The sequence below is a fragment of the Blautia sp. MSK.20.85 genome, assembly GCF_013317245.1.
Classification (GTDB): Bacteria; Bacillota; Clostridia; order Lachnospirales; family Lachnospiraceae; genus Blautia_A.
Window position 1 is genome coordinate 40,266 of sequence record NZ_JAAIUN010000005.1, and the last position, 13,498, is coordinate 53,763.

Annotated in this window: 9 protein-coding genes; 1 reads left to right on the forward strand and 8 read right to left on the reverse strand. The window is 44.1% G+C overall.

Annotated features, from left to right (window positions below; all coding sequences use genetic code 11):
- Window positions 1-49 precede the first annotated feature (49 nt).
- Together nifJ and G5B12_RS04155 are read right to left on the reverse strand one after the other, a co-directional pair.
- On the reverse strand, window positions 50-3,595 hold the full coding sequence (gene nifJ / locus G5B12_RS04150; protein ID WP_118070123.1) for a pyruvate:ferredoxin (flavodoxin) oxidoreductase: 3,546 nt from the start codon (window positions 3,593-3,595) through the stop codon (window positions 50-52).
- 250 nt (window positions 3,596-3,845) lie between these two features.
- Window positions 3,846-4,259, reverse strand: a complete 414-nt coding sequence (locus G5B12_RS04155) for an RrF2 family transcriptional regulator (RefSeq protein WP_021978155.1) — start codon at window positions 4,257-4,259, stop codon at window positions 3,846-3,848.
- 335 nt (window positions 4,260-4,594) lie between these two features.
- Between G5B12_RS04155 and G5B12_RS04160 the strand changes: the two genes are divergently transcribed.
- Window positions 4,595-6,235, forward strand: a complete 1,641-nt coding sequence (locus G5B12_RS04160) for an ABC-F family ATP-binding cassette domain-containing protein (RefSeq protein ID WP_174087789.1) — start codon at window positions 4,595-4,597, stop codon at window positions 6,233-6,235.
- A gap of 144 nt (window positions 6,236-6,379) precedes the next feature.
- Here the strand turns inward: G5B12_RS04160 and ybaK are convergent, their stop codons facing one another.
- From ybaK to metA, 6 genes are all read right to left on the reverse strand, one after another.
- Entirely contained in the window at window positions 6,380-6,859 is a 480-nt protein-coding gene (ybaK, locus tag G5B12_RS04165) for a Cys-tRNA(Pro) deacylase (RefSeq protein WP_021978157.1), read from the reverse strand.
- 24 nt (window positions 6,860-6,883) lie between these two features.
- Window positions 6,884-8,122: a TM7S3/TM198-like domain-containing protein gene (locus tag G5B12_RS04170; RefSeq protein WP_174087790.1), complete on the reverse strand. Its 1,239-nt coding sequence runs from the start codon at window positions 8,120-8,122 to the stop codon at window positions 6,884-6,886.
- A 123-nt stretch (window positions 8,123-8,245) separates the two neighbouring features.
- Window positions 8,246-9,454 carry a transglutaminase domain-containing protein gene (locus G5B12_RS04175; RefSeq protein WP_021978159.1) on the reverse strand — a complete coding sequence of 403 codons (1,209 nt, stop codon included), beginning with the start codon at window positions 9,452-9,454 and terminating at the stop codon, window positions 8,246-8,248.
- A gap of 83 nt (window positions 9,455-9,537) precedes the next feature.
- Entirely contained in the window at window positions 9,538-11,439 is a 1,902-nt protein-coding gene (locus G5B12_RS04180) for an NlpC/P60 family protein (RefSeq protein ID WP_174087791.1), read from the reverse strand.
- 258 nt (window positions 11,440-11,697) lie between these two features.
- Window positions 11,698-12,294, reverse strand: coding sequence for a zinc dependent phospholipase C family protein (locus G5B12_RS04185; RefSeq protein ID WP_118064427.1), 597 nt, complete (start codon window positions 12,292-12,294; stop codon window positions 11,698-11,700).
- A 203-nt stretch (window positions 12,295-12,497) separates the two neighbouring features.
- Complete coding sequence (gene metA / locus G5B12_RS04190) at window positions 12,498-13,430, reverse strand: homoserine O-acetyltransferase MetA (protein ID WP_021978174.1); 933 nt, start codon at window positions 13,428-13,430, stop codon at window positions 12,498-12,500.
- Window positions 13,431-13,498 lie beyond the last annotated feature (68 nt).

Here is a 13,498-nt window from a genome sequence, read left to right on the forward strand (position 1 = left end):
ATGCTTAATCAGCAAGCACACTGTATAAACAGTAACTATTGATCAGTAATTAGTCTTCTTTCTTATCTGCTCCGTAAAGAGTGATAAGTTTCTGCAGATACTCATATCTAGCCTGAGCCTCAGACTCGTTCTTAGCGAACAGTCTAGCAGCTTTCTCAGGATTCTGACGCTGCAGAGAGTTGTAACGAACCTCACCGTTCAGGAAGTCCATATAGTTCTCCATATCCGGTGTCTTGGAATCAAGGCTGAACTTGTTCTCAGCAGCCGGGTTGAATCTGAAGTTGTGCCAGTATCCGCACTTAACTGCCAGCTCTTCCTCTGTCTGAGCTTTGCTCATACCTTTCTTGATACCATGGTTGATACATGGAGCATAAGCAATGATCAGGGATGGTCCCGGATATGCCTCTGCCTCTGCAATTGCTTTTACAGTCTGGTTGAAGTCAGCACCCATGGAGATCTGTGCTACGTATACATAGCCATAGCTCATTGCGATAGATGCCATATCTTTCTTCTTAGTCTCTTTTCCGCCTGCTGCGAACTGAGCGATCGCACCTGTCGGTGTAGACTTGGAAGACTGTCCGCCTGTGTTGGAGTAAACCTCTGTATCGAATACCATAACGTTGATGTCGCGTCCGCTTGCGAGAACGTGGTCAACACCGCCGAATCCGATATCGTAAGCCCATCCGTCACCACCGAAGATCCACTGGGATTTCTTGGAGAGGAAGTCTTTCTGTGCAAGGATCTCTTTAGCCTTGTCACATCCACAAGCCTCAAGAGCTGCAACGAGTTTCTCTGTAGCTGCACCATTTGTTGCGCCTACAGCGTAAGTATCCAGCCATTCCTGACCAGCTGCTTTAACGTCCTCGTTTGTTCCGTTAGCTACAAGGTCTTCGATCTTTTCTTTCAGACCGCCACGGATCGCACGCTGTGCAAGAAGCATACCATAACCAAACTCTGCGTTATCCTCGAACAGAGAGTTGGACCATGCAGGACCCTGTCCCTTAGCGTTTGTTGTGTATGGTGTAGATGGTGAAGAGTTACCCCAGATAGAGGAGCATCCTGTAGCATTTGCAATGTACATTCTGTCACCAAAGAGCTGTGTGATCAGCTTAGCGTATGGTGTCTCACCACAACCTGCACAAGCGCCGGAGAACTCAAGGAGTGGCTGTTTGAACTGGCTGCCTTTTACAGTTGTCTCTTTATATTTAGCGATAACGTCTTCCTTCTGAGGAAGTGTTACACCGTAATCGAAGTATTTCTGCTCTCCTGCGTTAGCTTCAAGTGGAGCCATCTCAAGAGCTTTGTTGCCTTTCTTTCCTGGGCAGACATTTGCACAGGAACCACATCCTGTACAGTCAAGAGCGGATACAGTCATTGTGAATGTATAGTCTTTCATTCCTGTAAGCGGAAGTGTCTTGATTCCCTCTGGAGCGTTAGCTGTCTCATCTGCTGTCATGGCAACCGGACGGATTGCAGCATGCGGGCAGACATATGCACAACGGTTACACTGGATACAGTTGTCCGGAACCCATACAGGAACGTTAACTGCGATACCACGTTTCTCATATGCAGCTGTTCCGGATGGTGTTGTACCATCTACATAATCCTTGAATGCAGATACCGGGAGGCTGTTACCTTCCTGAGCATTGATCTTGCACTGGATGTTGTTTACGAAGTCCTGAGCTTCCTGAGCACCGTGGGATGCGTGAGACATGAAGAGTCCCTCGTCCTCAGCGTTCTTCCAGCTCTCCGGAACCTGAACCTCTACGACCTGTTTAGCGCCGGCATCGATAGCTGCCCAGTTCTTCTTAACAACGTCATCACCCTTACGTCCGTAAGTAGCTTTAGCAGCGGCTTTCATAAGCTCGATAGCCTGCTCCTCAGGAATGATTCCTGTAAGTTTGAAGAATGCGGACTGAAGGATTGTGTTGATACGTGTTGGTCCCATGCCAGTCTCAATACCGATCTTAACACCGTCGATGGTGTAGAATTTGATATTGTGGTTAGCGATGAAAGCTTTAACCTGTCCTGGAAGATGTTTCTCAAGTCCTTCCATATCCCAAGCACAGTTCAGAAGGAATGTACCTCCGTCAACAAGCTCCTGTACCATGTTATATTTGTTAACATAGGACGGATTATGACATGCAACGAAGTTTGCTTTGTGGATCAGGTATGTGGATTTGATCGGTTTCTTACCGAAACGAAGGTGAGACATTGTAACACCGCCGGACTTCTTGGAGTCATAATCGAAGTAAGCCTGAGCGTACATGTCTGTGTTATCACCGATGATCTTGATAGAGTTCTTGTTAGCACCTACAGTACCATCAGCTCCAAGTCCCCAGAACTTGCAGTTTGTTGTTCCCTCTGGTGTTGTAACAAGTGGTGCACCTGTCTCAAGAGAAAGGTTTGTAACATCATCAACGATACCGATTGTGAATTTCTCTTTCTCAGTGTTCTCATATACTGCTACGATCTGTGCAGGTGTTGTATCTTTGGAACCAAGTCCGTAACGTCCTGTAAAGATCTTAACATCGCTGAACTTGCTGTCGCGAAGAGCTGCAACAACATCAAGATACAGAGGCTCGCCAAGAGCTCCTGGCTCTTTTGTTCTGTCAAGAACAGAGATCTGCTTAACTGTATCCGGGATTGCATCGATAAGAGCCTGTGCACAGAATGGTCTGTAAAGACGAACTTTAACAACACCGACTTTCTTACCAGCTGCCATAAGGTAATCGATTGTCTCCTCGATGGTATCGTTTACGGAACCCATAGCTACGATGATGTGCTCAGCGTCAGCAGCTCCGTAGTAGTTGAACAGTTTGTAGTCTGTTCCGATCTTCTCGTTAACTTTGTCCATATACTCCTGAACGACTGCCGGAAGAGCGTCATAATATGGATTACATGCCTCTCTTGCCTGGAAGAAGATATCCGGGTTCTGAGCGGAACCTCTCTGACATGGATGGTTCGGATTCAGAGCACGGTTACGGAACTCTGCGATTGCGTCCATATCTGCCATATCTTTCAGATCTTCATAGTCCCATGTCTCGATCTTCTGGATCTCATGAGATGTACGGAATCCGTCGAAGAAGTTGATGAACGGAACTTTTCCTTTGATTGCTGCAAGATGAGCAACCGGTGTAAGGTCCATAACCTCCTGTACAGAAGACTCACAAAGCATTGCACATCCAGTCTGACGACAGGCCATAACGTCGGAATGGTCACCGAAAATACAAAGTGCGTGGGAAGCAAGTGCACGGGCAGATACGTTGATAACTCCCGGAAGCTGCTCACCAGCAATCTTGTAAAGGTTCGGGATCATAAGCAGAAGACCCTGGGAAGCTGTGTAGGTTGTAGTCAGGGCACCTGCTGCCAGAGAACCGTGAACAGCACCTGCTGCACCAGCCTCAGACTGCATCTCTGTAACCTGTACTTCCTGTCCAAAGATGTTCTTTCTTCCCTGAGTTGCCCACTCGTCTGTTGCCTCAGCCATTACAGATGAAGGGGTAATCGGGTAAATAGCAGCTACATCAGAAAAAGCATATGATGCATGAGCGGCTGCATGGTTACCATCCATGGTTTTCATCTTTCTTGCCATTTGTTTATTCCTCCTTAAAGGTTTGTTAAAAATATATTTTTAGGCTGTCGAAGGCCTAAAATTCCATTGGTTATTATAGCATAGATTCCCAGTTATGTCCATTTTCTTTCACTGTTTTTTGTATATTATCATGTACAAACGTTGTTATCTTTTTGACAGAAAAAAAGAGCCGGTCAGAAACTTTTTCATTGCTCCCTCCCCGCTCTTCTTATTATCTTATCATACGCTTATTTCCGCCTGTCACAGCAGTTTACTGCTCCTCTTTCTCAAAAAGATCTTTCATGGATTTCCGCCGGAGCATCGCCCACAGCTGTCCCTGAATCTCTTTCAGTTCGTCATGAGCATAACATGGCACACCGTCCTGGCCGTTTCTTGAACATTCACATTTTCCATTCAGGCACTCAATAATCGACATGTCGGAATCAATCGCACTATATATATCATATAATGTCAGATCCGCAGGATCTCTCTTCAGGGCATATCCGCCATGAACTCCGCGATATCCTTCCACAATTCCCGCATTCTGAAGTTTCTTCAGTATTTTGTAGGCAAAAGGTGCTGTAATCGCCTCCCTCTCGCAGATCTCACTGACGCTTAAACGCGTCTCCCCCATCAATGCGCGGACAACCCGCATCGCATAATCGCTTTCTCTGGTGATAAACATCTCTAACCTCTCTTCTGTTCAACTAAGCTGCTGATTTATGATAATTTCCGCCCCTGTCTGTACCGACACGTTCCCGGGTGTTTCATTCGTGTCAGGATACATCCTTGATTTCGGGCTACTCTGTTTATCATATACGTCAGTATAACGCATTTTTTTCAATAATAAAAGGTTATTATTTTCCTGTAATCCATTGTAAACCCGCTGTTTTCCCTCTATTTATATAAAAAAGAAAAATACAGCTTGCAAATTTTTCAGTTTACGGTACAATAGGAAACGATTGTAATGTTATACTATGTAATTGAAACGATTTTTATTAATGAAAAAAGAGGTATGATATGATTTCAGCAAACAACATCACACTGCGTGTTGGAAAAAAAGCACTTTTTGAAGACGTTAACATCAAATTTACAGAGGGCAACTGCTATGGATTGATCGGCGCCAACGGCGCAGGAAAATCTACATTCCTCAAGATCCTCTCAGGCCAGCTCGAACCAACGAAAGGTGATATCGTAATCACACCTGGACAGAGACTTTCTTTCCTGCAGCAGGATCATTTCAAATATGATGCCTACCCTGTTCTGGATACCGTTATCATGGGTAACGAAAGGCTTTATCAGATCATGAAAGAAAAAGAAGCCATCTACGCAAAAGAGGATTTCACAGACGAAGATGGTATCCGTGCCAGCGAACTTGAGGGTGAATTTGCAGAGATGAACGGATGGGAAGCAGAATCCGACGCCGCCACTCTTCTCAACGGTCTCGGTGTCGACACAGAGTTCCACTACACACAGATGGCAGATCTTACCGGTAGTATGAAAGTCAAGGTCCTGCTTGCCCAGGCTCTTTTCGGAAATCCGGATATCCTTCTTCTGGATGAGCCTACCAACCATCTGGATCTTCCTGCTATTGAATGGCTGGAAGAATTCCTGATCAACTTTGACAATACCGTCATCGTAGTATCCCATGACCGTTATTTTCTGAATAAAGTCTGCACACATACTGCTGATATTGACTATGGAAAGATTCAGCTCTATGCCGGAAACTATGATTTCTGGTTTGAGTCCAGCCAGCTTCTGATCAAACAGATGAAAGAAGCCAATAAGAAAAAAGAGGAAAAGATCAAAGAACTTCAGGAATTCATCTCCCGTTTCAGCGCCAATGCTTCCAAATCCAAGCAGGCAACTTCCAGAAAACGTGCTCTGGAAAAAATCCAGCTGGATGACATGCGTCCTTCCAGCCGTAAATATCCATATATCGACTTCCGTCCAAACCGTGAGATCGGAAATGAAGTTCTTATGGTTGAAAATCTTTCCAAGACAATTGATGGTGTCAAAGTTCTGGATAACATTTCCTTCACACTGGGTCGCGAGGATAAAGTTGCTTTCGTAGGTGCCAACGAGCAGGCGATCACAACTTTCTTTAAGATTCTCACAGGTGAGATGGAGCCGGATGAAGGTAATTATAAATGGGGTGTCACTACTTCCCAGGCATATTTTCCGAAGGACAACACTCAGGAATTTGATAATGACCTCACGATTACAGACTGGCTGACACAGTATTCCGAGATTAAGGACGCAACTTATGTCCGTGGATTCCTTGGTCGTATGCTTTTCCCGGGTGAAGACGGTGTAAAACGTGTCCGTGTTCTTTCCGGTGGTGAAAAAGTTCGCTGCCTTCTTTCCAAGATGATGATCTCCGGAGCCAATATTCTGATCCTGGATGAGCCTACCAACCATCTGGATATGGAATCCATTACTGCACTTAACAACGGACTGATCAAATTTCCGGGTGTAATCCTTTTCACATCTCATGATCATCAGTTTGTACAGACAACCGCAAACCGTATTATGGAAATTCTTCCTAACGGCAAACTGGTTGATAAAATCACAACTTATGATGAATATCTTGCCAGCGATGAAATGGCCAAGAAACGTCACGTCTTCCATGTTAATGAAGAAGACGCTCAGGATAACTAAATCTTTCATAACCAATTTTGATGTATGCACTTCCCCTGCCTGCTTATGCAAAAGCAGATGCAGGGGATTTTTATCCATAAAAAAACTCCTGCCGCAAGTTTTCCTGCGGCAGAAGCTTTTTTAGTATTTCTTTTTAGCAATCCTTTACTCCATTGTGATCGGAGCAAGTTTCCCCTGAGTCACATCCAGAAGGTCTTTAAGCGGAACTTTCAGAGTAAGTCCTACTCTTCCGCCGCTCACATAAATTTCCTCGAAATTCTCCGCCGACTGATCAAACACAACCGGATAATTCTTTTTCATTCCAAGCGGACTGCACCCGCCTCGAATATAACCTGTAATCTTCGTAAGATCTTTTACGTGGATCATGTCTACTGTCTTTTCTCCAACAGATTTCGCTGCCGCTTTACGATCTACTTCTTTCTCAATCGGTACCACAAATACATAATAGCCGCCGCTCTTTCCTTCCATGACCAGTGTTTTAAAAGACTGGTCATGAGGCGCACCGGTAAGATCCGCGCAATGGATCCCATCTATAAATTCTCCACAGTCATATGTGATCGCCTCATATTTTACTTTTTTCCGGTCAAGCATTCTCATCGCATTGGTCTTTGCTTCTTTTCCCATTTCTGTCACTCCTCAGGTTTTCTCTTACTTATCTTCCCATTCGTCATAATCTTCCGGATCCAGATCTGCCATATTTTCTATGTCCATCTGCCGTCTTCTTTGCTGCTGTTTTTCAAATTCAGCATATGTATTTGGATTTTGTGCCTCTTCCCTGTCCGGAATATCATATGGATCATAGTCTTCATTCATATCGATTTCTTCATAACCGGACTCTCTGTTATACCTTCGGCTCCTGGCACTATAAGAATTGCGACCTCTTCCAGGATCAGGTGAATAACTTTTTGAAGAGGTACCTGCCCTCCTGCGTTCTGAAGACGTAGTTCTGTCAGAAGCAGATCTCCTTCCACTGTAGGAACTGTTTCTGGAATTTCCACCTCTTCGGCTGTCAGAAGAACTGTTTGGATTTTCTCTTCTGCCTCCTGCCTTTCTGCCGGCAGAGGTTCTGCTGTCTTCGCCTCTGTTCCTTCTTCGCTCATCCGCAGAATCTCTACGTTCTGAACGATCCCCGTATCTTCCATCCCGACCGGAAGTTTTTCGGGAATGCCTTACCTCTGTGTCTGAATTACCCGTCCGGTCATCCCGATATCCACCTGCGGACTTTCTTCCACGATCATCCGGTGCATATCCGAAATCGTGGTTTCTGTTTTCCGGTATGTTCTTTCTTTTTCTGCTCCTCTCCTCTTCGTAGGGTTCGTCCTCGTCTTCGCTCTCCTCCTCTTCATCTCTGTCCTTATTAATGGCAAACTGGATCAGCATACCAAGAAGTGCAATTCCCACAGCCATACCAATTCCATAAGGAAACTGTGCAAGGCCTCCCATCTGAGCGATGGATAAACCAGCCAGAACTCCGCCAAGAACACTGGTTCCAATAATGATCACACCTTTTGCATAACGCATGGCAAGTGCACCAAGTCCTACACCGATCAGAATGCAGAGAAAAAAGGAAAAAGAACTGGTTGGATGGATCAGGTAAATACTCAAAGATATTCCGATACCAAATCCCAGTACAAAAATACCTGCTCTGTAGACCAGGAATGAAACGATTGCCAGTACAATGCCAAATCCGGCCATGGCCCCTGCAATTATCATTTTATCCTGCACACCTGATATATATGTTGCGGCAAAACCGGCACCTGCACCAATGAGGAATCCAAAGATCATCATCCAGAAACGTAAGATACGGTACCCGAGAATACAGTTCAAAAGTCCAAACACACAGAGCACTCCATATACGATCATCATAAGCTGTCCAATCTGTTCCATACCTCCTGTCCTCTGTATAATGTCAAACACCCTCGATAACATATCCATATTCATTCGCTTACTCCTCTCTTCCTGAATTCATTATTCTGCCTGAAAATCTGCCGATCACTTCATGATCTTTATTCAGAAAATCAGATATATGGTATAAAAATTATCCAGCACGCCGTAATGGTATTCCACCTGCCCAAGGCCATTCTGCTTCATATAATACTGAGCTACATTCTGCACTTCCCCATTATCCAGAAGTTCATTGCAGGCTGCAGCAAATGCCTCCTGATTGCTGAATTTAAATCGAACTACCGCAGCGCCATTATCCAAACGCATTTTGCAGTAATCATAAATAGTCTCCCAGTCATATCCGTCAAAACATCCCTGATTCAGAACATAGAAGTTCATGTCTTTTGCAGTACAGTCCGGAACAGTAAGTTCCTCCGATCTTATATATTTTTTTTCGTATTCTTCTGGAAAAGGGCAAAGATAATCATAAATAATCGTCTTATGTTCTTCCAGCTGTGCAGCATTCCCATTAAGAAAATCCGGCTGGTCACCATTAGTAGCATCTACATAATAATACTCTCCATCCAGTTTTACAATATTCCATGCATGCCCTTCTGTACTTCCCTGCGTGCTTCCATCTACATAAATGCACGGAACGCCTATTCTTTCCAGAAGATATTGAACTGCACCTGCATATCCCGCACAAACTGCCTCTTTTTTCCAGAAGACACCTGCAATACTCTGATCGTCATCACTTGCCTGATATTGGGTATTATCAATCACATAAGTATAAACAATGCGGACTTTTTCATAATCACTGGCATCTGCCGGAATCAGACTGCTTACTTCCTGAAATCCAGCCTCCATGGCATTCTGAATCTCACTGATCTCACTTTCTGTATAAATATATCCCGGGGTAAAAGTGCAGTAATCACTGTCTGAATAAGTTGTTTTATAAATTTTTTCGTGGTTATGCACCCAGAATATCTCCGGATGATCCTTCAGAACCGCATGATAGCATCTGTCAATACTGTCATCCTGGGAAAGGGTCAGATAAAAGTCCTTTTCCCGTGCGCGAATGCCCTTCAGGAGTTCTCTGTAAACTCTCTGTTCTTCTTCATTTAACTGTTTAAAATAATATTCCTGATGTCCTTCCTCACTCTGTGCCACTTCCATCTGACGTAATTCTTCTACCTCTTCCGGTTCTCCCGACAAAACGCTCTTCGCAATAGAACGGATCTGATCCAATGTTCCGGCCCGAACGTAAAAAGGCTGCAACATAACAGATAATACGGTCAAAATTACCACCAGCCGGCAAAAAAATCCCTTTTTCATTTTTTATCCTCTTAATATCCTAATACCGATTGTCAGAAAGGGCAGCCTCCCGCAGGAGACTGCCCTTATTTATCTGCTGTCTCTTAATTCTCCAATTCCAATGCTTCTGCATCATCAAAAGTCTCTACCGCATCATCGATAGATTCCGGATCCAGAGTCAGATCTTCAATCTCATCTTCATCCTCATCTTCCTGCAGAGAATTGTTTTTAAAGTCCTCAAGAAGATTATCAGAAAGAGTATCATTGGATGAAAGTGCGTCTTTCAGTGCTGTTGACTTCACAACATCTGTAAGAATATTATTCGTGCCATCTTCTGTCGTAGTGTTTTCTGCATTTTCACTGCCAGACTCAGTTACTGCTGTATCAGAATAGAACGCCGGCTGTCTGATATAACGGAAGCTTGCGCTGTATGCCTCACCTACTGTTACTCCATTTTTACTGGAAGAACAATGTACCGCGATCCAGTCTCCGGAATCCGTCTTGCCACACAAAATTCCAACATGGTTGTCACTGCCCGCTTCAGGTCCTCTCTGAAATACAAGATCTCCCGGCTGTGCATCTGCCTCGCTGACAACATTCGCTTTCTCCCACTGATCGGAAGTTCCGTCACCAACTGCCGCCTGCATTCCCTGATCCTGATAACCGTTGATCACTGCCCAGGTAACAAAACCACTACAGTCAAGACCATACGCCCGCAAAGTTCCTGAACTCTTGCTTCCATCTGCTGAGACTTTCTCAACGGTTCCCCAGCTCGGATCCTCTCCAAGGACAGTAGACTTACCACCCCAGAAATATCCAACTTTACCTACCAGAGAATAAGCAGCCGTAATAACATCTACACGGTCCTCGGACACGTTATCGCCAACGCTCTCGCGGACAAAACCTTTCGATGCAGTAACAACCGCACAAAGAAGTTTACAGTCTGTCTCTACATATTTCTTAAGAACGGTTCTATCCTGCTTTGCAATATTATTCTTCTTAATATAATAATTGATCTTACGGTTTCCATAAGATACCTTGGTGATATCCTGTTTATCTCTGACGATCGGATTCATTTCCTCAAAGATCTTGGACAGATCTGCTTTACAGGATGAGTCCATTGTAAAAGATGTCTTACCGCTTTTACTTTGCTGATAAATATAAACAGCCAGGATATCTTGCCAGTTACGTACCAGCAGTGTATCATCGGTCAGTTTATTTTTTTCTTTATATTCTTTCTCGATTTCATCCATGACAGATGTAAAATCATCAGAAAATGTCAGATTATAATTATTCTTAAGGCTGTCCAGATAAAAATCTTTACCTGCGTGAAGGTTGGAGACCATGTTTGTCACATAAACCGGATCTCCGATCTGAGTAGCCGTAGCATTATTTCCATCTGTAATATCTGTAGTTCCATTATTGGAATTATTCTTGTTATCCTTATCCTGTAATATCGCTGCAAGCTTCTGCTCTGCATCAGTCAGTACAGAATAATTCGTAACCTTAGCTTTTTCTGCATCAGTCAGTGCATCATAAGCAGCTCGTGCAGCTTCAATCTCATCTTTTGTATCAGCTGTGATCATCTTTCCTGCCAGTGCATTGATCATATCTATAACTGTCTGTACCCTGGTATCATCCTGCGGTGCCTCTGTTGGCTGTGGTGTCGCTGTCGGTTCCGGTGTCGCTGTTGGCTCCGGTGTTGCTGTTGGTTCCGGCGTTGACGTCGGCTGTGGTGTTGCTGTTGGCTCCGGCGTTGCTGTTGGCTGCGGATCTGGTGTTTCCGTTGGCTGTGGTGTTTCCGTCGGTTCCGGATCTGGTGTTTCTGTTGGTTCCGGATCCGTAGGAATTTCCGGTTCTGTCACTTCCTCACTGCCCTCAGAACTCCCCTCATCAGCCGCAACAGTTTCTGCCATGTCAGCAGCTCTGACCCCGGCTGGGCCTGCCAGTACCATAGCTGATATCATCGTGATGCATAAAAACTTATTAAGGTACTTGTTTTTCATATTTATTAAGATGCTCCCTTCTTTCCTTGAACATCCCTTTACTTCCCCTATAATAAAGGTCTGCCTTAAACCATTTTAGATAACCTAAAGTTTAACTCCACTTATTTTAGCATAGGAATTTTATGAAATCAACCGTTCTGCCGGGATATCCTTGTCAATTTATTTATTTTTCACTTTTTATTCACATTTTTATAAGAACATTTTCGTACTGCAAAAAAGCTGCAACGCTTTCGCGCAGCAGCTTTTTGTCGTATACTGTCAGATTGCCGTTACCGGCCGGCCTTCCATATGGAACTGTCTTCTGAGACAGAGCTGAAAAATCCCCTGTATTACCTGATAACACACTCGAAGAATAAAGCGGATATCATCTGCAATACAACGAGGGCTCTCCAGATAGCACGCATGCCTCTCGCGGATATATCCCACAAGTTCCTCAAAACTGTCAAAATGCTTCGCCTCTTCCAGCTGGCTGTCCGCATTTCCACTTAAGATACACTCCTTCAGACAATTCTTCAGTTCCGCTTCATAGGAATTATGTTCTGCAAGACTTCCTTTATATGTTCTGTTATGAGGAAAAGTAAAGTAATCTGCCATATAATGCATGACCTCTCCGAATCTGCGCCAGTAAACTCTGGCATTATCTTCTTCCGGATTTCGCTCAATCAATTCCCGCATCTTTTCCTGAAGCTGACTGAATGTTCCAAAAAACTCATGTCTGGTAGTAAGAAACGACGGTCTCAGATCCGGCATAATATTGCCCAGGCAAAACGCTTTTCTGTGTTGCTGGAGGCTATACACCTCGGACATCTGGTCTGCCAGGTATCTGCCTAACAGTATATGTGATTTTTTACGCAATTTTTCCCTCTTCCTTCTTTCATGATTCAGAATATGGCCGAATCCATCAGTAAAGTAGTCCTGCCGGCCATCGACTGAAATCTGTAAACAATACATTTGTCAGAACCAACTTTACTATAGCACCATTTTTCTAAATAAGCAAATAAAGTTTGCGTAAAGTTTCTGTTTTTTCACTCAGCTCAACCATACGGGTTTCAGCCCTCTTACAGTTCCTTAAAATCCGGTGTTCCATACAGGTCGTATGGGGTGCTCTGGTATACGTAATAATTCAGCCAGTTTGTATACAGATTGTTGGCATGTGCTCTCCAGGTAAGCAATGGCTTGTTATTTGGATCATCGTCCTGGTAATAATTTTTGGGAATGTCGATCGGGAGTCCCTTGGCAAGATCACGTTTGTATTCTCCATCCAGAGTTACACGATCATATTCCGGATGTCCCATGACAAAAATCTTACGTCCACCTTCTGCCATTGCCAGAAACAACCCCGCCTCATCGCTCTCTGCCAGTACCGTTAGATCTTTGCATGCATGGATATCAGCAATAGGAACTTCCGTATGTCTGGAATGAGGTGCAAGAAACACATCATCAAAGCCACGCACCAGCGGAATCTTTCGATTTAATACTTTATGCCAGAAAAGGCCAAACATTTTTTTATCCAGAGGTTTTTTCTCAAGACCATAAAAATAATACAGGCTCGCCTGGGCCGCCCAGCAGAGAAAAATGGTAGAAGTTACATGCTTCTCTGTCCAGCCCATGATTTCCGTCAGTTCCTTCCAGTAGTCTACTTCTTCAAACGGCATCTGTTCAACTGGTGCTCCGGTAATGATCATTCCATCAAATTTACGTTTCTTTATGTCTGTAAATGTTTCATAAAATTTATTAAGATGACTGAGGGAAGTATTCTTCGCCTCATGGCTCTCCACAGCCATAAAAGTCACATCAACCTGCAGTGGTGTGTTGGAAAGAGAACGCAGAAGCTGCAGTTCTGTCTCCTCTTTCAGAGGCATCAGATTCAGGATCAGAATCTGGATTGGACGGATATCCTGATGCATGGCACGTTTTTCATCCATCACAAATATATTTTCTCTCTCAAGGATCTCCTTTACTGGCAGATCCCCCTGTGTTTTGATCGGCATTGTTAGCCCTCCTTTATATATGTAAAGCGGTCTTTCTTATTTTTTATATAGAAACCGCTCTGCTGTTT